Raw genomic sequence first — 21,539 nt, forward strand, 5'->3', positions numbered from 1 at the left:
GAATTTTAGGCTTTATATCACTACTGTCATCGGTTTTTAGTGCTTAGACAAATTCATTTAAGTTTTCAACGGATTGAACTTGGAACCGCTTGCGCTCGAGCTTGGTGATAATCTTGCGCAGGATGGGGGAGTCTTCCGTTAGTGGTAGAGTAAAGAGAATGGATTTCGGTTCGTTTTTCTCGTTTTGGATCGAAAGAACGGACTCGATATTAGTATAGCGGGTGATAACTCGGGTAATTTGTTGTAGATTTCCCCGTTCTTCTTGCTTGGTCTTGACTGCCAGTGAAACACCACCCTTTTGGAGTGACCATGACTGTGATAACAGGTCCATCAAAGAGGAGTGGGTCAGGACGCCGATAAAGTGGTGGGCGTCATCAACCACCGCAATGTGTGGCAGGTCGCGAATAGCGAAGAAAAGTTCATAGAAATCAGCCGAAGTTGAGATAAACTTGGTTGAATTGCGCATGATTGAAGTTGCCCGCTTGCTTGTATCACCACCACGAGCAATATACTCATAAACGTGTTGACGGTAAACATTACCACGGAAGAGGTGCCCGGTGGTATCTAAAATTGGAATTGTACGGATGTGATCGGCTTCTTTACTTTCAAACAGTTCGTAGACTTCTTTGATAGTGGTGTCTTCGCTGATGGTAAGTAATTGATTTTTAGGGACGATCAAAGACTTTGGAAACATAGATTGCCTGCCTTTATAAAAGTTCTTTCTTTGCTCTATCCTAACATATTTATGTGTCAAACTTGCGTGTTATAATGATAAGATTAGGATGTTAGTAGAAATGTTTGAAAGGAAACCCTGATGAAATTTATTTTTGGCCTTGGAAATATTGGTGAAAGCTATGATTTGACAAGACACAACATTGGCTTTATGGCCTTAGACCACTTCGCGGCTAGTCAGGGGGTCGAATTTGTACCAACGAAACTTTATGCATCGGCCGCCAAGGTTGTGATTGATGGGGAAACGGTTTGGTTGGTCAAGCCAAGTACTTACATGAACGATTCTGGCCAGGCGGTTCGAGCTTTTTTGGACTTTTACGGTGGGGATGTTGATGACATCCTCGTGTTGGCCGACGATATGGACCAATCCTTTGGCAAGATTCGCTTTCGGGCCAAGGGCTCTGCCGGTGGCCATAATGGATTAAAATCAATTATGGCCCATACGAAAACGCAAGGTTTTTTGCGCTTAAAGTTTGGCATTGGCCATCCAGACCATGACCATCAGTCGGTCGTTAATTACGTTTTGGGTAAATTTTCAAAAGACGATTTAGCCACCTGGGATGACACTTTTAAAAAGGTCGACCAGGCCCTCGTGGATTGGGTTCATGGGGCAAATGCGGCTGAATTGAGCAATCAATATAATGGGTAAGCATGACGTTAACAAAATATTTAACGAACAATGAAACAATTACGAAATTAACCGAACAACAAAAGCCTGGCGAGCGCCAGCTTTTTTTGGGTGTGAATGGGGCAGCAAAGGAGGCCTCGTTAGCAGCGCTTTATGAACGGCGGCCACAGCCGATTTTGGTGCTCACCGATACTCAGGCTCACTTGGAGGATTTGGCGAACGATCTGGCTGATTTAGTAGCCGAGGAGGACCTTTACCGGTTTTCGGCCGAGGAAGCATTGGCGACGGAACTCGCCGTTTCTTCCAATTCTTTTGTGACTGATCGGGTAGAAGCTTTAACAGGCTTGGCCACTGGTCGGCCTGGAATTTATCTGACAAATTTGGCGGCCTTCGTTCGTTATGAGCCGCAGGTGGCTGATTTCACGAATGCACAAATGCGCTTGAAGGTTGGGGAGAGCTATGACTTTCAAGATTTGAAAGCGCGGTTGGTGACTCTGGGATACCACTTGGTTGTTCGAGTGGAAAATCCGGGTGAATATGCCCAACGGGGTTCTATTTTTGATGTTTTTCCACCAACAGCCGATAATCCCTACCGGCTCGATTTTTTTGATGATGAATTGGATATGATTAAGACCTTTGATCCGTCCAGCCAAAAGAGTGCCGATTCGGTGACCGGGGTGACGGTCTTGCCAGCGACTGATTTGGTGATTGACCAAGACCGCTATCAGGCTGGTAAAGAACGTCTGGAGGAGGTCTTTTCAGCTTATCGTAAGGGTTTGCCGGGAGTGGAGAAAAAACACGCCACGGAGGGCTTTGATAGCACGCAGACGGCACTTGATGAAGGGCGGCGGGATCAATCGATTCTGCCGTATGCTCAGTATTTTTTCCAAGAGAAGACGACGTTGATTGATTACTTGGGTCAAGAGGGATTATTTGTTGTTGATGACTTTGCTCGCTTGCAGGAAAGCGCCTTATCGCAAAATACCCTTGACCAGGAATGGCTTGACCAGCAGGTCGAGACCTACCAGATTGTGCCACCATTGGCCATTAAGGATGACTTGGAAGCCATTTTGGGTCGAGTTCACCAGGCCGAACTTTATCTGTCCAACTTCCAGCGTGGCTTGAATAAGTTAACGTTTGCTCACTTGGAAGAGATCACCTCCAGGCCAGCAAACCAATACTACGGTCAAATTCCGGCTCTTTTACCGGATTTGCAGTTTGCAAAAGACCGCGGGATGACGATGGTGCTTTTAATCAGCGACCGCGATCGGGCACAAAATTTTGTGGCAACATTGAAGGATCATGATTTAACGGTGCCAATTAACCGCGAAATTCAGCCCAACCAGGTCCAAATAATTATTGGTAACTTTGGGGCCGGCTTTGAGTGGCCTAAGAGTCATTTAACGGTCTTAACTGAGCGCGAGTTGTTTGATAAGGCACGGAAGCCGGTGGCCCGTCGGTCCCGGAAGATGGCGAACGCCGAACGTTTGAAGTCCTATAATGAGCTTCAGGTAGGCGACTATGTTGTCCATATCAACCATGGAATCGGTCAGTATCAGGGCTTGCAAAGTCTCGAGGCCGATGGTGGTAAGCAGGACTATTTGGTCATTTTGTACCAAAAGAATGCTAAGATCTTTTTGCCAGTCACCCAGTTAAATCTGATTCAAAAGTATATTGGTGGGTCAGACACTGGGAAGAAGCCTAAGATTAATAAATTGGGCGGGACCGAATGGCAAAAGACCAAGAAGCAAGTTCAAAATAAGATTGAAGATATTGCTGATGAGCTGTTAGAACTCTATGCCGAACGGGAGGCCAAGCAAGGCTATGCCTTTCCACCCGATGATACGGCCCAACTAAAGTTTGATACGGCCTTTCCTTATCCGGAAACGCCCGACCAGGTTCGTAGTATCGAAGAAATTAAGGCTGACATGCAGCGCTTACGACCAATGGACCGGCTACTGGTTGGGGATGTTGGCTTTGGTAAAACCGAGGTTGCCTTGCGAGCGGTCTTCAAGGCTGCCCACGCTGGTAAGCAAGTTGCCTTTTTGGCGCCAACGACGATTTTGGTTCAACAGCACTATGAGACGATGGTCGAACGCTTTGCTGATTTCCCGGAAATTCGGATTGGCCACTTGTCCCGCTTTCAAACGGCAGCCGAAAACAAGCAGACCATTCAGGCGTTAAAGGACCACGAACTGGATATCGTCGTTGGCACACACCGTCTGTTAAGTGCCGACGTGGCCTTTGCTGACCTTGGCTTACTGGTCATCGATGAGGAACAGCGCTTTGGTGTTAAGCACAAGGAAAAGTTAAAGCAAATCAGGACTAACGTCGATGTCTTGACGTTAACAGCAACGCCAATTCCACGAACGCTGAACATGGCCATGGTTGGTGCTCGCGATTTGTCCGTGATTGAAACGCCACCATTGAACCGTTACCCAATTCAGACCTACGTCGTGGAACTTGATTGGACGTTGGTGCGCGATGTGATTGGCAAGGAATTGGCCCGTAATGGCCAGGTTTTCTACCTGCATAACCGGGTGGCCGACCTGGAACGGATAGCAGATCAGATTCAAGACTTGGTACCCGATGCTCGGGTCGCAGTCATTCACGGTCAAATGTCAGAAGTCCAGTTGGAAGGGATTCTCTACTCCTTCTTAAACCAGGAATTCGATGTCCTGGTAACAACTACGATTATAGAAACTGGGGTCGACATTCCCAATGCGAACACGTTGATTGTTGATAATGCCGATCACATGGGTCTGTCACAGCTTTACCAGCTTCGTGGCCGAGTCGGACGGTCAGCCCGGTTAGCCTATGCCTACTTTACTTATCCATTTACCCGCACGCCGAGTGAAGAGGGGCAAAAGCGGCTGGAAGCCATTCGGGACTTTACGGAACTGGGTTCAGGCTTTAAAATTGCGATGCGTGACCTATCGATTCGAGGCGCCGGCGACCTGCTTGGTAAGCAGCAGCACGGCTTTATTGATTCGGTCGGTTATGATTTGTATACCCAGATGCTCAAAGAGGCTGTTGCTGCAAAGCAGGGTCAGACCAAGCCGGCAACGACAACGCAAACGGATGCCGAACTCATTTTGGGAGTATTGGCCTTCTTGCCCGATGACTACGTGGCAGATTCGGCGGAAAAGATTGACCTTTACCGTCAAATTCGTCAGGCGAAGTCAGATGAAGACTTCGAGAATGTGGAGTCTGATTTGATTGACCGCTTCGGTGATTTCCCAGATGAGGTTGGTCGCCTATTACTGGTTTCTCGAATCAAGAACTTGGCTGATTTGGCAGAGGCCACGCAAATCCGGCGCCAGAAAAATCAGGTCACAGTACGCTTTGCTGAATCGATGACCAGCAAATTAGCTGGGGAAACCATTTTCCAAGCTTTGCAGGACGTCCCCTACAAGGCGGTGGTCGATGGCAAGCAGGCTCAGCTGGCCGTCACGTTAACTGTTGATTTAAAAGAGGAGTCAGCATACTGGCTCAATAACCTGCGAAACTTCCTCTTGGTTGTTTTGCAACTAACAAAAAAGGATGAATTTGATGCGAATTGATAAGTTTTTAAAGCTTTCACGGATTATTAAGCGCCGGGCCGTTGCCAAGGATTTGGCCGACCAAGGACGGATTGAAATCAACGATAAGCGGGCGAAGTCAGCTGCTAATGTTGGTGCCAATGATTTGATAACGATTCATTTCGGTAACAAGACTTTGGTGGTCAGGGTTTTGAAATTGGCCGAAATCGTTAAAAAGGACGAAGCACAGGATCTGTATGAGGTTGTTTCCGAATCTTATGAGCAGCAAGATGACAAGGAAGATTAAGTTTGTCTAAAGTCTGCTAATTTGCCTTGCAAGTCTATTGCGATTATGTCAAAATAATACTGATAAGGAGTGGGGCGATGGTAGAAAACGAGCACCGACAATCGAATATTCGGCCGTTAAATGCTCGGATTGCCAAGCAGATTGCTGCCTCCGATGCCCGTCGTGAAGCGAGTCGCAGGCACTATGCCAGGGCCCACCACTTGCGGGAACGACGGATTGTCTTAATCGGTCTTGCTGTGGCCGCGGTTTTCATGGTTCAGTTGGTGCTGGGGCAGGTGCGGTTGCACGCTGCTAACCAAACACTGACTAAGTCCGAACTATCCCTTCAAGCCGTTCAAAAGGAAAACAAATCCTTGAAAAAAACGTCGAACCAATTGAAGGATCCGGCTTACTTGCAACAAATTTTGCGTGATAAGTACGGTTACTCACGCAAGGACGAAACGATTTATAATTTACCAGACAAATCTTAATGAATTGTCTAAAAGCCACCCTGGATAAGGGTGGCTTTTTCTTGATGACAATGGGTAAAATAAAAGCGATGAAGAAAACGATTGCACAGACAATTAAAGCAAAAGAGTGGCCAGAGAAGGTGGTGCTAGCCGTCTCTGGTGGCCTTGATTCCATGACACTCCTGGATTCATTGCACCGTTATCGACCAGACATCAAACTGGTCGTTGTCCATGTCAATTATCAACTGCGTGGTGCCGCTTCCGATGGCGATGAAATCTTTGTGAGAAATCAGTGCCAAGCACGCCAAATTCCCTGTTACTTTAAAAAGGTGACGGCGCCCGGAAACAGTGGCGTGGAGGCCTGGGCACGAAAGGTGCGTTACGATTTTTTTGACCAAGTTGCAAAAGAAACAGGTGCTCGGGCTGTTGTTTTGGCCCAGCACCAAGATGACCAGGTCGAAACACTATTATTACAATTAATTCGGGGTGGTCTAGCCCAGCAAAAAGTGGGGATGATGGGGCAGTCGGATTATTACTTGCGGCCCTTTCTTGACTTCTCAAAGGAAGAACTCAAAAACTACGCTAAAGATAATCAGGTCGAGTGGCGGGAAGATGCGACGAATGCAGATCCTAGTTATACAGGTCGGAACCAGTTGCGCCACGAAATCATTCCGGCCTTAGCGACCATTAATGCCAAAGCGCAAGAACACTTAGCTGATTTTGCCAAGCAGGAAGCTGTTGACCAAGAACTGCTGCAAGATCAGGCGAAGACATTTTTGCCGATTTTTCAGGCTGATTTTCACCAGGTGCCGAAACCTTGGTGGGAGAAAACAATCTTACTATGGCTACAAAATCAGGGCATCTATCAAGTCAAAAATGGACAAATGATTGCCATTTTGTCTTTATTAGCCAATGACCAAAAGCCCAATGGTCAGGTTGATTTGGGGGATGGCTGGATGATGATTAAGGCTTATTCACGGGTTCAACTTATAAAAGAAGAAAAAACTGTAAAAAATGACCGAAAGCCCGAAGAACTTGTGTTAAAATTAGACCAATGGCAATTTTTTGACTGTGGCCAGCTTTTGTGGACCCAAAAAAGACCGCAAAAAGCTGATCAAGCCCTGGTTTTACCCGAACATTCGGTGGGCGTTTTAACGTTATCTTTGGCTAAAAAAGATGATCGTGTCCCTCTGAAAATCGGTACAAAATCAGTGCGTCGTCTCTTAATTGACAAAAAAATTCCGGTCACATTACGGGAAAAGACCTGGTTATTAAAAGATCAAAGTCAGGTAGTTTTGGCTGTTTGGCTAGGTCAACAGACTTGGTACCTGCCCGCCGGACGTGATCGTCCGAATGTAGCTAAGCAATGGTTAGTATGGCGAATTGAGGAAAATTAGTGAATAACGATATCGAAGAAGTATTATTTGACCAAGAGCAAATCCACGAAGCAGCGGTTCGTCTTGGTCAAACCATTACCAAAGACTACGCGGGGAGAAAGCCTCTCGTGTTGTCAGTGCTCAAAGGTGCTTACCTTTGGACAGCGGATTTGGTCCGTGAAATCGATTTGTACGTCGATTTAGAATTTATTAAAATTTCTTCCTACCATGGTGGGGTAACATCATCCAATGAAATTCAGTTGGTAACGGATGTCCAGTCGGATGTCGCTGGACGCGATGTCTTGATTATAGAAGACATCGTTGATACAGGTCAGTCCCTGCGGTTTTTGAAGGACTTACTTAAAGATCGTGGCGCCAATTCCGTGCAGGTCGCTACGTTCTTAGACAAAAAGGGTGGACGGAAGATTGAAATCGATGCCGATTACGTTGGCTTCGATGTTCGCAACGAATTTGTTGTTGGCTATGGTTTAGACTATGCAGGCTTGTATCGTAACTTGCCTTACGTTGGTATTCTGAAAAAGGATATTTATAGTTAACATCCATTTAATCTCGTACCCGTATAATTTATAGCAACTTTTATTCAAGATTGAGGACTCCCGATGAAAAAAAATAACGGTGGCTTCTTTAGAAGCTCCTTTCTATATGTCATCATCTTCTTGGCGGTCATTGCTGGAATTTACTCACTAGTTGGTGGGTCAAATGGCGGAACAAAGACGTTATCATCGTCTGACTTCGTTAAGCAATTGTCCGACAAGGAGATTGACTCTTTCACAATCCAGCCCGGTAACGACGTTTACACGGTGACTGGAACTTATAAAAATAGCCAAAAGTCATCATCGACTGGTCAAGGCTTGAATAGCCTCTTGGCAAATCAGACTACGACAACGAAGTTTTCAACTTCTGTCTTGGAAAATGATTCATCATTGAAGCAGATTACTGATTTGGCCAAGAAGACCAACACGGATATGACGACAAAGCCAGCACCATCTTCTGGCTTCTGGTTGAATTTGATTATTTCCATTGTGCCATTGCTCTTAATTGTGGGTGTCTTCTACTTGATGATGTCCCAATCAAGCGGCAAGGGCGGTCAGGGCGGCATGATGGGTAACTTTGGTAAGTCAAAGGCAAAGCCTTCTGATCCGAAGGATAACAAGATTCGCTTTGAAAACGTTGCTGGTTCTGACGAAGAAAAGGAAGAACTGGTTGAAGTTGTTGAATTCTTGAAGTCGCCAAAGAAGTTCGTAGATATGGGCGCCCGTATTCCAAAGGGGGTTTTGCTTGAAGGCCCTCCCGGAACTGGTAAAACATTGCTAGCAAAGGCTGTTGCCGGTGAAGCTTCCGTACCATTCTTCTCAATGTCTGGTTCAGATTTCGTTGAAATGTTTGTCGGTGTTGGTGCTTCACGTGTTCGTGACTTGTTTGAGGAAGCCAAGAAGGCTGCCCCTGCCATTATCTTTATCGATGAAATCGATGCCGTTGGTCGTCGCCGTGGTTCTGGCGTTGGCGGTGGTAACGATGAACGTGAGCAGACGTTGAACCAAATCTTGATTGAAATGGATGGATTTGAGAACTCTGAAGGTGTTATTATTCTGGCATCAACCAACCGTTCTGATGTTTTGGATCCGGCCTTGCTTCGTTCAGGTCGTTTTGACCGAAAGATTTTGGTTGGCGCTCCTGACGTTAAGGGTCGTGAAGCAATTTTGAAGGTGCACGCTAAGAACAAGCCATTGGCACCGGCCGTGGACTTGAAGGCGATTGCCCACCAAACACCTGGTTACGTTGGGGCTGATTTGGAAAACTTGTTGAACGAAGCTGCCTTGCTGGCTGCTCGTCGCGACAAGAAGTTAATCGACTCCGCTGACTTGGATGAAGCCGAAGATCGGATTTTCCAAGGACCTGCTAAGGCCAACCGGGCAATGTCCGAGTTGGAACGGAAGACAACCGCCTTCCACGAAGCCGGTCACGCCTTGGTTGGTTTGGTTCGTTCAAACGCATCCGTCGTTCGTAAGGTTACGATTGTGCCGCGTGGACGCATTGGTGGTTACGCTTTGATGACACCAAAGACAGATCGTTATAACATTCGTTATTCAGAAGCTAAGGAACAATTGGCTGGTTTGATGGGTGGACGTGCTGCCGAATTGGCAACATTCAACGAAGCTTCATCCGGTGCTGCGAACGATTTCCAGCAGGCAACGAATTTGGCCCGCCAAATGGTGACGGCCTATGGAATGTCTGAAAAGTTGGGTATGGTTCAACTTGAAGGAAATGCTTCTGTTGGCTATAGCGAACAGGGTGGCGCACAGTCATATTCAGACGAAACGGCTGCATTGATTGATGAAGAAGTTCGTCGTTTGACTAAGGAAGCCTTTGAGGAAGCAACAAAGATTTTGACGGAACACAAGGATAAGTTGGCAGCGATTGCTAATGCCTTGTTGGATGTTGAATCATTGGACGAAAAGCAAATTAAGGACATCTACGAAACTGGTCACTTCACCAAGAAGGGTGAAGAAGACGAAGATGATGCCAAGTCATTTGATGAAACTAAGGCTTCTTTGGATCACAAGGAAGACGAAGTGGAAGATGAAGAGCAAAAGGGTGATGAAAACCCAACGAAGCCTCTTGATCAAAATGATAACCAAGCTGAATCTGCGGACGATACGACTGATTCAGATAAATAAGTTTTTTAAAAAAGTTGGCTTAGGCCGGCTTTTTCTTTTACAATAAAGACAAGAACAAATAAAGGAATTCTTATGTCAGATCAATTAATTAAGGTCATTACAAAAGATGAGGCCTTCCGTGCCTTTGCCATTGACGGGACAAAGTTAGTCCAAGAAGCAGCAAGCGCTCACCATGCCTCACGGATTGCAACGGTCGTCCTCGGACGGGCATTGCTCGCAACAGAAATCTTGGCCCAGGCAACTTTGAAGGGCGAAGAGCGTCTTGGTGTGAAGATTGACGGAAAGGGACCGATTGGCAACGTTGTAACGGAAGCGGACGCTCATGGGGCGGTTCGTGGTTACGTAACCAATCCTCAATTGGAACCAATCGTTAACGATGACAATCAATTGAACGTGGCTGGCGCTGTTGGCAATCATGGTTCTTTCCAAGTGACGAAATTGGCACCTTATTCGAAGCCGTACCTCGGTCAATCGATTATTGTTTCTGGTGAAATTGGTGATGATTTCACCTACTATTTGACACAATCAGAACAGATTCCATCCGTGATTGGTGTCGGTGTAACGATGAACCCGGATGACACGGTTGCGTCTGCTGGTGGTTTTTTGGTTCAGGCATTGCCAGGAGCGACAGATGCTCAGTTGGATCAATTGGACGAGCACTTAAAGCAGATGACACCACTTTCTGAACTCTTGTCTGAAAAGAAAGGTCCACTGGCTGTTTTGGATGATCTTTTGGGCAAGGATAACTATACGTCTCTGGCTTCTGTAGCTGTTGGCATCGCCGCTGAACCACCCAAGGAAGCTTATGGTGAGATGTTAGCAACGCTGCCATCCCATGAAGTCCAGGCGATGATTGATGAGGATGGCGGGGCTGAAGTGGTCGGACGTTTCTCAGGCAAGAAGCATTACTTTGAAGCCAATGAGCTAGAAGGAATCTTAAGTAAGATTTTAAAGCGTGAGGCCGAAGCAGAAGAAAAAGATGATGAAAAATCAGCTGCTGATAACGAAAACAAGCAGGACTAACGCTTCTTAAAAAAACGGAAAAAAGACCATGAGATGGGCAAACCAGGCGGTTCGCCCTTTTGTCTTGGCCGTTGTTTTGTTATACTGGAACAAGATAAATGAGCGAATATTCGCCGACAGGAAGGTAGATAGACATGGCTGAAGAAAAAGCCTTAAATGATCAAATGGTCGCCCGCCGTCAGAAGATGAAGGCGCTGGTTGATGATTTGAGCATTGATCCATTTGGACATCGTTTTGACCGAGACGCTTTGGCAGCGGACCTCCATGAACAATACGATGAGAAGACACAAGAAGAGTTAGAAGCAAACCCTGTAGAGGTCATCATTGCTGGCCGAATGGTCGCTAAACGTGGTGCCGGAAAAGTTATCTTTGCTGACGTCCGTGACCGCTCAGGTGAAATTCAAGTTTATGCTCGTCGTGATGACTTGGGTGATAATTACCCAATCATTAAGCGTGCTGATTTGGGTGACTTCTTAGGAATTAAGGGTCAAGTGATGAAGACGGAGGCTGGTGAATTAACCATCTTGGTTAAGCACTTGACTCACTTGTCAAAGGCCTTGCGTCCAATGCCCGACAAGTTCCACGGTATTTCAGATGTTGAAACGCGTTACCGTAAGCGCTATCTTGATTTGATTGCCAACAAGGAATCTTTGACTCGGTTTCAAAACCGTTCAAAGATCGTTTCAGCTATCCGGGCCTTTATGGATGGTCACGATTTCTTAGAAGTGGAAACACCAATCTTACAAACGCAAGCCGGTGGTGCGGCTGCTAAGCCATTTATTACCCACCACAACGCCTTGAACATCGATATGTACATGCGAATCGCAACTGAATTGTATTTGAAGCGTTTGGTTGTTGGGGGTATGGAACGGGTTTATGAAATCGGTCGAATTTTCCGAAATGAAGGAATGGATCCAAAGCATAATCCCGAATTTACAACCTTGGAATCATATGCTGCTTATTGGGATTTCACAGACGTAATGGACGAAACGGAAGGGATCTTCCGCGCTGCCGCTAAGGTTGTTCATCCTGATTTGCAAGTAAATTACCAAGGCACTGACATTGATTTGTCAAAGCCATTTGCTCGTAAGCATATGGTTGACTTGATTAAGGAAAAGACCGGTGTTGACTTCTGGCCAGAAATGACGGTTGAAGAAGCTCGCCAATTGGCGGATGAACACCACGTGAAGTACGAACGGTACTGGCAGGTTGGCCACATTATCAACGAATTCTTTGACAACTTTGTTGAAGACACGTTGGAACAACCAACTTTCGTCTATGGTCACCCAGTGGAAGTTTCACCATTGGCTAAGAAGAATGCTGATGACCCACGCTTTACGGACCGATTTGAGTTGTACATCGTTGGTTCTGAATTTGCTAACGCCTTTACTGAATTGAACGATCCAATCGACCAACGAGCTCGTTTTGAAGCCCAAGCGGCCGAACGTGATAACGGTAATGACGAAGCCGAAGGCATCGATGAAGACTTCTTAGAGGCCTTGGAATACGGTATGCCACCTACAGGTGGTTTGGGCATTGGAATTGATCGTTTGGTTATGCTCCTAACGGATGCCGCTTCTATTCGTGATGTTGTGTTGTTCCCAACAATGCGTCCAGAATAATTATGTATTTTAACAAATAAATAGTTGACACGCTTGGTCCAATTTTGTATACTAATATAGTTGAGCCAAGCGCTTTATTCCGACTTAGCTCAGTTGGTAGAGCACCTGACTGTTAATCAGGTTGTCGCCGGTTCGAGCCCGGCAGTCGGAGTATTAAAAAAGATCAGACAGAAATGTCTGGTCTTTTTTGGTTGAAACCATCCCGAGGTTATCCTTTGAAGTCTAAGGTTCGTCTTTTTTAATGCTGGAAAATAATACATAAAGACTGGGACACAGGGCTCAGGCAATGAAGGAGAAATTATGGCACAGCTAAGGGGAACGGGTCGAATGACTTAGCTTTGTAGGTTGCTGCCACTAGTCGGAAAGGCTTCCTGCAAAATAATGACGACATTCAGTTTTTTCTGTGTCGTGCCTGCTCTTACTTAAGCGACACAAGTTAAATCTATTTCAAATTTTATAAAGACAATAACTTTTTTTAAAAAAGTGCCTATTAGCAAAGGAGTATGAAAAATAATTTCACCCATTAAATTATTTTTTTATTAAAAATTATCAATATAGCAAAGATACTATTAATGAATTTTCCTTGTATTTCTTATTAATCGTCAATTTCGTGATAATTTTTTAATGAGAGGGATAATAATTGTCCTTGTTAGCTGAAATCAATAGCGCTATACTGAACAATAGTGTTTTGCCAATAGTGGCAGCACCGGAGAAATAATTAGCGTCCGTGAGCGCTAGTTTTGAAAGGAAGTATATTTAATATGGCAGATTTTCCCCCTATGCAACCGACGGAGGTTTTGCGGCATAAGCACTTTTCCAAAAATCAGAAGTTGACCCTATGGTCGACAACAGCTGGTTTTGGGCTTGAAAATATGGATGTGATGTTCATTTCTTTTGCCTTATCTTCAATTATCGCTTCTTTGCGTATTAGTAACTTTGCAGGTGGGTTGATAGCAACAATCTTTTCTCTAGGAACGCTTGTTGGTGGTTTGTGCTTTGGTATGCTGGCTGATAAATTCGGCCGGGCACGTATTTTTACGAGTACACTGGTCATTGTCGCTTTGGCAACCGCAGGAATGTACTTTGCCCATAATATTTGGGTTTTGTATGCGCTACGTTTTATTGTGGGTGCGGGCACCGGGGCTGAGTATAGCGCCGGCGTAACAATGGTGGCCGAAGCCTTTGCAGGCAAGAAAATCGGTCGGTTGATGTCTATCGTGCAAATTGGTGGGCAAGGTGGGTCAGTTTTGGCAGCCTTGTCAGCGGCCTTTATCATCCCTCGTTGGGGTTGGAACGCCTTATTCTTGGTGGGCCTTTTGCCTATAATTTTTGCATTTTTAATTCGGATTCACCTCAAGGATAGTGAGGAATTTGAGCACGCAAAAGAGCACCGCCAGGAAAATCAGCAAGAAAACAGTCGTGTGCCCCTTTTAGCAGTTTTTCAGACGCCGGCGATGGCGCTGCAAACGATTGGCCTGATTTTGATGATGATGATTCAAACGGGTGGGTACTACGGGTTAATGAACTGGTTACCTAAGATTATGCAAAAGCAATTGGGTCTCTCAATTTCTTCCTCCTCAATGTGGATGATTGCGACCATTGCAGGAATGTCTTTGGGTATGTACGCCTTTGGTTTTATTTTAGATAACTTTGGTCCACGCTTGGCCTTTGGTATCTTCTTGGTTGTTGCAGCCGCTTCCGTTTATTTGATCCCGATGGCTAATAGCGCTTGGTCATTACTATTGATCATGATGATGGTTGGCTTTTTCTCAAATGGTATGTATGGTGGTTACGGTGTTGTTGTTTCCCGATTATATGGAACTGATATCCGTGTGACAGCTAATTCCGTTGTTTCCTGTGTTGGAAAGCTCTTTGGTGGTTTCTTCTCGGCCTTGATTGGTCTGATGATGGATAAGACATCGCTGTCAGTGGTCATGATGTTCTTCTCAGCCATTTATATTTTTTCTTTCTTAGTGATGCTGTCGATTCCTGCATTGGGTAAGAAAACTCAATTTTAATAATTAATATAGTAAAAAACCAGGTAAAATCTGTTAAATCACTCCATCAGTGCCAAGCATCGGGCGTGATTCATAGGCTTACCTGGTTTTTAGTATTGAACAATTACTTGACCACGGCAAAGCCACCAGTCCAAGCAATTTGTTTCGTCACGGCTAAGGTCATTTGCAAGAAGCCAATGGATTCTAATTCACGGGCGCGGCGCAAAGAACCAGCATCAATCACGGCCAAGTCGCTACCTTCGAAGGCTTTTTGCAGCAATTCCTTGCTGTCCTTGTTATCACCGACGGTCAAAACTTCAGTGGGATTGTTGCCGACTTTACCGGATACAAGGTTAGCTGCAAAGACGGTATTAAAAGCCTTCAAGACGTGACTGTCTGGTAAATCAGCCTGTAACTGGGCAGTCGCTGAAGAGTCAGATGGGACATCCAGGCTGTCAAAAGTTTTAAAATTAACAGGGTTGGTTGTCTCAACAATCGTTTTTCCGGCAAATTTTTGCTGGTATTCTTTAGCAATGCTTGCTAAAGCGGCGTAAGGGACGGCCAAGATGACTAAGTCAGCCACCGTGTCCGCCTTATGTTCGGTTGTTACATAGTCGACTTGATTGCCGGCTTTTTCCAATTGAGCACCAACGGCTGAGCCGATATTTCCTTTACCAAAAACAGTAACATTCATGTGCAGTCTCCTTTTCTATCCGATTATGCCTACATTGTAAGGCGGGGATTTGTGAGTGTCAAAGGACGGTCTTGAATGGCAGGCAAAACTTTGTCTGATTTTTTGAAAAAATTAGTAAAATAAAATGTAAAAATGATTGACAGCCCCCACTGTAAATGGCATAATATAATAGTTGTTTTAAACAACAAATCATTCCGACTTAGCTCAGTTGGTAGAGCACCTGACTGTTAATCAGGTTGTCGCCGGTTCGAGCCCGGCAGTCGGAGTTATGCCGATGTAGCTCAGTTGGTAGAGCACGGGTATCGTAAACCTGGGGTCGAAGGTTCAAATCCTTTCGTCGGCATCATTAATACTTGTTCAAAAATGTAACTTTCTTAAGTTACATTTTTTGTTTTATCCAAAACTTTTTAGACAGTTTTTATTAAAAAGAATAGAATAGCAATACGACAATTCATCGTGATTGATTTTAATAATATTCTAGGGAGGGGCATTGTGAAAAAGACGTTCAACTATGGCACAGTTGAAGAACAATTTACTGTATTAAATTTGCCAGATAAGAAGTTCGACCAAAAATTGCCAGTGGTGATTTCGATTCATGGTGGATTTTGGAAGGATAAGTATGATTTGAGTCAATTCACCCCGTTAGACCAGCAATTAGTTGATGCAGGAATAGCCACTTGGAATATCGAGTATCGTCGAGTTGGAAAATCTGCTGGTGGTTATCCAGAAACATTTTTAGATGTGACGGCAGCGATTAACTATTTAGCAAAAATTGCGGTCGACTATTCACTTGATTTGGACAGAGTTGTTGTGATTGGCCATTCAGCAGGAGGTCATTTGGCCTTGTGGGCTGCGTCACGCTACGACCATCTGACGAACGCCCTTGGTGAAGCGATTCAAATTAAGTTTGCTGGTGTTGTGAGCATGGCAGGTGTCACTGATTTAGCGGCGATGTGGCTGGACCAACAAGGAAGCAATATGGCTGATACTGTTCCTGATTTTATTGGTGGAACGCCTGAGGAGGAGCCTGGTCGCTATCATGATGCATCACCAATCAATTTGCTACCATTGGGTGTAGCAACGGTCTTGATACACGGAACAGTTGACGATAGGGTTCCTGTAAAATTAAGCCAACAATATTATCAAAAGGCTAAGGCTTTAGGCGACACGGTCGGCTTGATTGAGTTGCCTAATGTTGGCCACTTTGAACTGATTGATTCGAAAAATTTTGCCTGGGAAAGGGTTCAACGGGCTATTGAAAACTTATTAGCTAAATAAAATTTTAATTATGAAATTGGAGAAGATTTATGTGGCACATTAAGACTTTTGATGAACTCAGTAATCGTGAAATTTGGGCGATCTACCGTGCTCGGATTGCCGTTTTTGTCGTTGATCAGCATAGTGAGTATCAAGACGTTGATGAGCAGGATTTAACGGCACTGCACGTCTTTTATGAGGAAAATGGTGAATTGCTAGCCTATGCCCGCGTATTTGAAAAAGACCAGGATACAGTGACCTTTGGCCGGGTGTTGACCGTGCGACAGGCTCGCGGTAAAGGATTTGGCAAAGCGCTTATTCAACAATTGATGGATGTAATGGCTACCCGCTTTGATCAAGATAAAATTGAGATTGAGGCGCAAGAGCATGCAGTTGGCCTTTATGAACGATTCGGCTTTGAGGTCTATGGTGATACCTTCTTGGATGTTGGCGTTCCGCATAAGATGATGGTTGCAAAGAATCAGAAGAAAACGGCAGGCACAGAGGGAGCCAACTAGCTAAAAAATTAGTTTTTACTTGAAGCCTAAAGGGGTTCTTTTTTTGTCGATTTTTTGCGGGCAGGCTGCGAAAATTGTGGGGCCCACTTAAAGAAGGTTGAGGACGTGGTGGCCCTATAGTACTGACTGGCTCTATCTAGCAGACGCTGTTGAGACGAATAATCAGGGTGCTGGTTTAAAGTGGGGGATATTGCTAAAAGCCATTCCAGCCTTTGAGGTGGAATGGCTTTTCCCTAGCCTTAAAGGCGAAACTTTCACTTATCTTGCAAAGAAAAAGCACACAAACTTGGCTGTTTGTGTGCTTTTATTGGTTGCCGCTAATTTATTAGCAAATGGCTATAAATTCTGATAAAACAAGGTTTTATGATGCGGCTGGCGGGAGTCGAACCCGCACGTCCTAAAGCGGACACAGGATCCTTAATCCTGCGCGTCTGCCAATTCCGCCACAGCCGCATGTATTAATACAACTATCAAATTCTACCTAGAATTGCTGGTCTTGTCAAGCGTTTTTCTTCTTTCTTCTTTTTATTCGGCTTTAATGGTAATTTTTGTTAAAATAGACATTGATTGGAGAATACTTATGAAGTTATTTAATTGGTCAAACAAAAAAGACCAGCAAGACAAAGAAATCCAAACGCAGGTTGATTTCCTACAAGCTGAAAACGATCAGCTTTTGGACCAAGTTGAGTCCTTAAAGCTCGACATTAGTGAGGCTCAAAGCGAAAACGAGCATTTGAGGGAAGCTTTGAACAGGTCAACTTTCCGCCAAGGGCTAATTAAAATGAGCATCGGCATGGCCGTTCTTATTGTTTCCTATGCGCTCTTAGTGCTGATTGGGGAACGAAATACAAACTTGCCTTGGCTATTATTGATTGAGGCTGCCTTCCTTTTCTTGATGCTTAATCGAGGAGAAGGTAAATGAGTGCGCAGAACCGGCGGCCATTTGTCGTAGCCAACTGGAAAATCAACATGATGCCAGACCAGGTTGGCCCCTACCTGGATACCGTTTTGCCTGCTTTGGTAGGTGAGACCGAAGTTGAAGTTGGCATCGCCGCGCAAGACCTGTACTTAAGCCAGATGTTGCAGGCTGCAAAGGGCACCCCGCTAGTAATTGTTGGCGAAAATTCTCACTGGGAAGATGATGGGGCATTTACTGGTGAAACGTCGCCAAAAGCCTTGGCAGCACTTGGCGTTGAATACGTCTTAATCGGACATTTTGAACGGCGAAAGTTTTTTAACGAAACGGATGAGACGGTTAATTTAAAAACGTTAGCAGCGCTACGCAATGGTTTAAAACCAATTGTCGATTTGGATGAAGACTTGTCGGCCTACGGACACCTGGTGCCCGAAAAAGTTATTTTAAATCAGTTACAAGCAGCCCTTGATGGGGTTATGGTGGCCGAAATGGCTCAAGTAACGATTGCTTATGAGCCAACTTGGGCAATTGGTTCCGGGTCTGCGGCTTCAGCTGATCAGGCTCAAGAAGCGGCTGCTTTAATTCGACAAAGCTTAGCTAATTTATATAATCGAGACTTGGCTAATAACGTTCGCATTCTGTATGGTGGCTCAGTGACACCGAAAAATGCACCCGCCTTCTTATGCCAGCAAGACATTGACGGTATCCTAGTTGGTAAGGCTGCGCTAGATCCTAGACAGTTTTTGACCCTGGTTGATCAAGCTAAAAAGTAAAATTAGTTCTCGGACAAATCGGCCAAACCGTTGGCTAAGCTAGAAAGAACCCATTTTTCCTGTTCATTTTACCTGATAAGGGTGTTATAATTTAGTTGGTTTTATAAATATTAACCACAGACAAAAGGAGAGCATAAAATATGTCTTTGATTTCAGATATCATCGCACGTGAAGTTCTTGATTCACGTGGAAACCCAACAGTCGAAGCTGAAGTTATCACTGAAGTTGGTGGATTTGGCCGCGGAATCGTGCCATCTGGTGCATCAACTGGTGAACACGAAGCTGTCGAATTGCGTGACGGTGACAAGAACCGTTTCGGTGGCAAGGGTACTACTAAGGCCGTTGCTAACGTTAACGATGTAATCGCTAAGGCTTTGGTTGGTAAGTTTGACGTAACTGACCAACGCGCCATCGACCAAGCCATGATTGACTTGGATGGTACTCCTAACAAGGGTAAGTTGGGTGCCAACGCTATCTTGGCCGTTTCTATCGCTGCAGCTCGTGCTGCTGCTGATGAATTGGGTGTTCCTTTGTTCTCATACATTGGTGGCATGAACTCTTATGTTTTGCCTACACCAATGATGAACGTTATCAACGGTGGTGCTCACTCAGATAACAAGGTTGACTTCCAAGAATTCATGATCATGCCTGTTGGTGCTCCTTCAATCAAGGAAGCCATCCGTTATGGTTCAGAAACTTTCCACGAATTGAAGAAGTTGTTGGCCGCTGACGGCAAGGCTACTTCAGTTGGTGACGAAGGTGGATTTGCTCCTGACTTCGCTAACAACGAAGAACCATTGCAATACTTGATTAAGGCTATCGAAGCTGCAGGTTACAAGCCTGGTAAGGACATCGCCATTGCTGTCGATGTTGCCTCATCAGAATTGTGGGATGCTGACAAGTCAAAGTATGTTTTGCGCTGGTCAACAAAGGAAGAATTCTCAACTCCTGATTTCATCAAGTACTTGGAAGACTTGGCTGACCGTTACCCAATCATTTCAATCGAAGATCCTATCGATGAAAACAACTGGGATGACTGGGCTGAAATCACGAAGGAACTTGGCAAGAAGGTTCAATTGGTTGGTGACGACTTCTTCGTTACAAACACTGAATACTTGGCTAAGGGAATCCGCATGGGTGCTGCCAACTCAATCTTGATCAAGGTTAACCAAATCGGTACTTTGTCAGAAACAATGGATGCCATCGAAATGGCTAAGGAAGCTGGTTACACAGCGATTGTTTCACACCGTTCAGGTGAAACTGAAGACACGACGATTGCTGACTTGGTTGTTGCTACTAACGCTGGTCAAATCAAGACTGGTTCAATGTCACGTACTGACCGTATCGCAAAGTACAACCAATTGATCCGTATCGAAGAATTGCTTGCTAATACTGCTAAGTACAAGGGTGTTCACGCATTCTACAACTTGTCAGCTGACGCACGCGAAGCTATCCAAGCTAAGTAATTAATTTTAACGAAAAACGCCTTTCGGGGCGTTTTTTTGTGTTTTCTTTCGTATAATATGGAAAAGATAATTAAGACGAAAGTGGTTTTGTCGAAGGAGGGGTATGAATGGTTGCACGTTGTCGTTGGGCTGCAAATTATGAAGAGGGGACGCCAATGGTCACCTACCATGACCATGAATTTGGCCACCCTGTTCGAGATGATGAACGACTTCTATTTGAGTTGTTAACGCTAGAACTTTTTCAGTCAGGTTTGAGCTGGCGAACAGTTTTGAATAAGCGAGCTAATTTTAAGGCAGCTTTCGCTGATTTCGATATTCATCAGGTAGCTCATTTTGACCAACAGGATGTTGAGCGGCTGCTTTCTGATGCTGGGATTATTCGCAATCGGATGAAAATTGAGGCAACGATTAATAATGCTCAACAAATCCAAACGCTTCATCATCAGGGCGAGACGTTTTCTGATCTAGTTTGGCAGCCAACAAATGGTCAAACATTGGATATTGGTGTTGATCAGGATGAAAAGATAGCCAGCCAAAATACGCTTTCTGAAACCTTTAGTAAGCAACTGAAAAAAATTGGCTTTAAGTTTGTGGGACCGGTGACTGTTGAATCGTTCTTGCAGGCTGTTGGTGTCGAAAATGCACATGACTTAGAATGTGATTTTCGTTAAGTTCAAACCCTGTGGGGTATACATAAAGTGCTTGATTAATGTGTATATTGTGTGTGATACAGTTGTCGTCAAGCCAAAGGAGAAATTTGATTCTTGACTATTAACCAAAAGTGTTGATTAAGAAGTTAGAAAAGAATGGCTTCAAAGTTATCGGCCATAAAGGTTCACACGTAATGCTCAGTGATGGTCTACATTATACTGAAGCGCCAAAACATTCTAAAGAACTTCCAAAAGGATTAGAAAGAGTGATTTTAAAACAAGCGGGTCTTCAATAGGCCACTTGATTAAGGTATTTAGGTATATTAACCAAGCATATAACAGAATTTAAAAGAGGATAAATCGCATGGATAAGGAAATTGAGTTTGTCATGAACTATTCGGTTGTCAGTCATCAAGAGGATGATATGTTTTGGGCAAGCGTTCCAGATGTTTCCAGTGCTTTTACAATCGGGGCGACGGTTGAGGAAATTCTTGTCAAAATTAAAGAGGCGATTGAATTGGCACTATCAACGACGCTCGTTGTTCCTGAACCAACCAAGTTTAGCGAAGTTGATGCAGAAGACGGATTTGTCTAAATGGTAACGGTGTCGTTGATTGATTATCTGAGAGCATCATCAAAAACGATTCGAAAGAACGTGACTGTGCCCAGCTATTTAAGTGAGTTAGTTAAAAAGAATGGTGATAACGTTTCTGAAATGCTCACAAAAGCGCTTGAAAAAAGATATGGCATTGGCTGATTTAAAAATAGCTTGAATATTAAGTGTTGTAGGGAGACAGCAATGTCTCTTTTTGTATTCAATTGACTGGTTGTTTTATTCTAGTTGCCAAATGAACAATAAAAAGCACCTCAATTCAATTAAGAATTTGAGGTGCTTTTTGAGTTCCTTCGCT

Annotated in this window: 20 protein-coding genes and 4 tRNA genes; 21 read left to right on the forward strand and 3 right to left on the reverse strand. The window is 44.6% G+C overall.

The window, feature by feature from the left end; genetic code table 11:
* Nucleotides 1-43: 43 nt before the first annotated feature.
* Entirely contained in the window at nucleotides 44-694 is a 651-nt protein-coding gene (gene cbpA, locus AABI20_RS05055) for a cyclic di-AMP binding protein CbpA (RefSeq protein ID WP_047974680.1), read from the reverse strand.
* Between the two features lie 120 nt (nucleotides 695-814).
* Here cbpA and pth point away from each other — a divergent pair, with 120 nt between their 5' ends.
* From pth to AABI20_RS05110, 11 genes are all read left to right on the forward strand, one after another.
* Complete coding sequence (pth, locus tag AABI20_RS05060) at nucleotides 815-1,381, forward strand: aminoacyl-tRNA hydrolase (protein WP_047974681.1); 567 nt, start codon at nucleotides 815-817, stop codon at nucleotides 1,379-1,381.
* A gap of 2 nt (nucleotides 1,382-1,383) precedes the next feature.
* Nucleotides 1,384-4,923 carry a transcription-repair coupling factor gene (gene mfd / locus AABI20_RS05065; protein WP_338346965.1) on the forward strand — a complete coding sequence of 1,180 codons (3,540 nt, stop codon included), beginning with the start codon at nucleotides 1,384-1,386 and terminating at the stop codon, nucleotides 4,921-4,923.
* Complete coding sequence (locus AABI20_RS05070; protein WP_338346966.1) at nucleotides 4,913-5,188, forward strand: RNA-binding S4 domain-containing protein; 276 nt, start codon at nucleotides 4,913-4,915, stop codon at nucleotides 5,186-5,188. Before mfd ends, AABI20_RS05070 begins: the two co-directional genes overlap by 11 nt.
* 77 nt (nucleotides 5,189-5,265) lie before the next feature.
* Complete coding sequence (locus AABI20_RS05075; RefSeq protein WP_168778749.1) at nucleotides 5,266-5,658, forward strand: FtsB family cell division protein; 393 nt, start codon at nucleotides 5,266-5,268, stop codon at nucleotides 5,656-5,658.
* Nucleotides 5,658-7,034 carry a tRNA lysidine(34) synthetase TilS gene (gene tilS / locus AABI20_RS05080; RefSeq protein WP_047974685.1) on the forward strand — a complete coding sequence of 459 codons (1,377 nt, stop codon included), beginning with the start codon at nucleotides 5,658-5,660 and terminating at the stop codon, nucleotides 7,032-7,034. Before AABI20_RS05075 ends, tilS begins: the two co-directional genes overlap by 1 nt.
* Nucleotides 7,034-7,570 carry a hypoxanthine phosphoribosyltransferase gene (gene hpt, locus AABI20_RS05085; protein WP_047974686.1) on the forward strand — a complete coding sequence of 179 codons (537 nt, stop codon included), beginning with the start codon at nucleotides 7,034-7,036 and terminating at the stop codon, nucleotides 7,568-7,570. Before tilS ends, hpt begins: the two co-directional genes overlap by 1 nt.
* Nucleotides 7,571-7,633: 63 nt before the next feature.
* Nucleotides 7,634-9,712: an ATP-dependent zinc metalloprotease FtsH gene (gene ftsH, locus AABI20_RS05090; RefSeq protein WP_047974687.1), complete on the forward strand. Its 2,079-nt coding sequence runs from the start codon at nucleotides 7,634-7,636 to the stop codon at nucleotides 9,710-9,712.
* A 72-nt stretch (nucleotides 9,713-9,784) separates the two neighbouring features.
* Entirely contained in the window at nucleotides 9,785-10,735 is a 951-nt protein-coding gene (gene hslO, locus AABI20_RS05095) for an Hsp33 family molecular chaperone HslO (protein WP_047974688.1), read from the forward strand.
* Between the two features lie 134 nt (nucleotides 10,736-10,869).
* Complete coding sequence (gene lysS, locus AABI20_RS05100) at nucleotides 10,870-12,357, forward strand: lysine--tRNA ligase (protein WP_047974689.1); 1,488 nt, start codon at nucleotides 10,870-10,872, stop codon at nucleotides 12,355-12,357.
* A gap of 78 nt (nucleotides 12,358-12,435) precedes the next feature.
* Nucleotides 12,436-12,508: transfer RNA gene (locus tag AABI20_RS05105), tRNA-Asn, on the forward strand.
* 610 nt (nucleotides 12,509-13,118) lie between these two features.
* Nucleotides 13,119-14,375 carry an MFS transporter gene (locus AABI20_RS05110; RefSeq protein WP_338346969.1) on the forward strand — a complete coding sequence of 419 codons (1,257 nt, stop codon included), beginning with the start codon at nucleotides 13,119-13,121 and terminating at the stop codon, nucleotides 14,373-14,375.
* Nucleotides 14,376-14,478: 103 nt separating this feature from the next.
* Here the strand turns inward: AABI20_RS05110 and AABI20_RS05115 are convergent, their stop codons facing one another.
* A complete protein-coding gene (locus AABI20_RS05115; RefSeq protein ID WP_047974690.1) occupies nucleotides 14,479-15,048 on the reverse strand; it encodes an NADPH-dependent F420 reductase in 570 nt (189 codons plus the stop codon).
* Between the two features lie 193 nt (nucleotides 15,049-15,241).
* On the opposite strand from AABI20_RS05115, the gene AABI20_RS05120 reads away from it, so the two are divergent.
* From AABI20_RS05120 to AABI20_RS05135, 4 genes are all read left to right on the forward strand, one after another.
* A tRNA-Asn gene (locus AABI20_RS05120) sits at nucleotides 15,242-15,314 on the forward strand.
* A 4-nt stretch (nucleotides 15,315-15,318) separates the two neighbouring features.
* Nucleotides 15,319-15,391 (forward strand) — tRNA-Thr (locus tag AABI20_RS05125).
* A gap of 149 nt (nucleotides 15,392-15,540) precedes the next feature.
* Nucleotides 15,541-16,326 carry an alpha/beta hydrolase family protein gene (locus AABI20_RS05130; RefSeq protein ID WP_053068925.1) on the forward strand — a complete coding sequence of 262 codons (786 nt, stop codon included), beginning with the start codon at nucleotides 15,541-15,543 and terminating at the stop codon, nucleotides 16,324-16,326.
* Nucleotides 16,327-16,355: 29 nt separating this feature from the next.
* Entirely contained in the window at nucleotides 16,356-16,823 is a 468-nt protein-coding gene (locus AABI20_RS05135) for a GNAT family N-acetyltransferase (RefSeq protein WP_047974691.1), read from the forward strand.
* Between the two features lie 367 nt (nucleotides 16,824-17,190).
* Here AABI20_RS05135 and AABI20_RS05140 read toward each other — a convergent pair.
* Nucleotides 17,191-17,276, reverse strand: a tRNA-Leu gene (locus AABI20_RS05140).
* A 127-nt stretch (nucleotides 17,277-17,403) separates the two neighbouring features.
* Between AABI20_RS05140 and AABI20_RS05145 the strand changes: the two genes are divergently transcribed.
* From AABI20_RS05145 to AABI20_RS05165, 6 genes are all read left to right on the forward strand, one after another.
* Entirely contained in the window at nucleotides 17,404-17,745 is a 342-nt protein-coding gene (locus AABI20_RS05145; protein ID WP_047974693.1) for a hypothetical protein, read from the forward strand.
* Nucleotides 17,742-18,512, forward strand: coding sequence for a triose-phosphate isomerase (gene tpiA / locus AABI20_RS05150; RefSeq protein ID WP_288846996.1), 771 nt, complete (start codon nucleotides 17,742-17,744; stop codon nucleotides 18,510-18,512). The genes AABI20_RS05145 and tpiA overlap by 4 nt, the downstream gene beginning before the upstream one ends.
* 140 nt (nucleotides 18,513-18,652) lie before the next feature.
* Nucleotides 18,653-19,978 (forward strand): phosphopyruvate hydratase, encoded by a 1,326-nt coding sequence (eno, locus tag AABI20_RS05155; protein ID WP_047974695.1) that lies wholly within the window; start codon nucleotides 18,653-18,655, stop codon nucleotides 19,976-19,978.
* Nucleotides 19,979-20,085: 107 nt separating this feature from the next.
* Complete coding sequence (locus AABI20_RS05160; protein WP_338346971.1) at nucleotides 20,086-20,649, forward strand: DNA-3-methyladenine glycosylase I; 564 nt, start codon at nucleotides 20,086-20,088, stop codon at nucleotides 20,647-20,649.
* Nucleotides 20,650-20,759: 110 nt separating this feature from the next.
* Nucleotides 20,760-20,924 carry a type II toxin-antitoxin system HicA family toxin gene (locus AABI20_RS07595; protein ID WP_288847000.1) on the forward strand — a complete coding sequence of 55 codons (165 nt, stop codon included), beginning with the start codon at nucleotides 20,760-20,762 and terminating at the stop codon, nucleotides 20,922-20,924.
* A gap of 68 nt (nucleotides 20,925-20,992) precedes the next feature.
* Nucleotides 20,993-21,223 carry a type II toxin-antitoxin system HicB family antitoxin gene (locus AABI20_RS05165; RefSeq protein WP_288847002.1) on the forward strand — a complete coding sequence of 77 codons (231 nt, stop codon included), beginning with the start codon at nucleotides 20,993-20,995 and terminating at the stop codon, nucleotides 21,221-21,223.
* The last annotated feature ends 316 nt before the right edge of the window (nucleotides 21,224-21,539 follow it).

Source organism: Fructobacillus cardui (assembly GCF_963580785.1).
In the GTDB taxonomy this organism is placed as follows: Bacteria; Bacillota; Bacilli; order Lactobacillales; family Lactobacillaceae; genus Fructobacillus; species Fructobacillus cardui.

Coding starts and splice junctions, on each gene's coding strand:
- AABI20_RS05070 (WP_338346966.1), top strand. CDS start 4,913: ATGCGAATTGATAAGTTTTTAAAGCTTTCACGGATTATTAAGCGCCGG.
- AABI20_RS05135 (WP_047974691.1), top strand. CDS start 16,356: ATGTGGCACATTAAGACTTTTGATGAACTCAGTAATCGTGAAATTTGG.
- AABI20_RS05145 (WP_047974693.1), top strand. CDS start 17,404: ATGAAGTTATTTAATTGGTCAAACAAAAAAGACCAGCAAGACAAAGAA.
- cbpA (WP_047974680.1), bottom strand. CDS start 694: ATGTTTCCAAAGTCTTTGATCGTCCCTAAAAATCAATTACTTACCATC.
- pth (WP_047974681.1), top strand. CDS start 815: ATGAAATTTATTTTTGGCCTTGGAAATATTGGTGAAAGCTATGATTTG.
- AABI20_RS05075 (WP_168778749.1), top strand. CDS start 5,266: ATGGTAGAAAACGAGCACCGACAATCGAATATTCGGCCGTTAAATGCT.
- AABI20_RS05115 (WP_047974690.1), bottom strand. CDS start 15,048: ATGAATGTTACTGTTTTTGGTAAAGGAAATATCGGCTCAGCCGTTGGT.
- lysS (WP_047974689.1), top strand. CDS start 10,870: ATGGCTGAAGAAAAAGCCTTAAATGATCAAATGGTCGCCCGCCGTCAG.
- tpiA (WP_288846996.1), top strand. CDS start 17,742: ATGAGTGCGCAGAACCGGCGGCCATTTGTCGTAGCCAACTGGAAAATC.
- tilS (WP_047974685.1), top strand. CDS start 5,658: ATGAATTGTCTAAAAGCCACCCTGGATAAGGGTGGCTTTTTCTTGATG.
- AABI20_RS05165 (WP_288847002.1), top strand. CDS start 20,993: ATGGATAAGGAAATTGAGTTTGTCATGAACTATTCGGTTGTCAGTCAT.
- AABI20_RS05160 (WP_338346971.1), top strand. CDS start 20,086: ATGGTTGCACGTTGTCGTTGGGCTGCAAATTATGAAGAGGGGACGCCA.
- hslO (WP_047974688.1), top strand. CDS start 9,785: ATGTCAGATCAATTAATTAAGGTCATTACAAAAGATGAGGCCTTCCGT.
- ftsH (WP_047974687.1), top strand. CDS start 7,634: ATGAAAAAAAATAACGGTGGCTTCTTTAGAAGCTCCTTTCTATATGTC.
- AABI20_RS05110 (WP_338346969.1), top strand. CDS start 13,119: ATGGCAGATTTTCCCCCTATGCAACCGACGGAGGTTTTGCGGCATAAG.
- mfd (WP_338346965.1), top strand. CDS start 1,384: ATGACGTTAACAAAATATTTAACGAACAATGAAACAATTACGAAATTA.
- eno (WP_047974695.1), top strand. CDS start 18,653: ATGTCTTTGATTTCAGATATCATCGCACGTGAAGTTCTTGATTCACGT.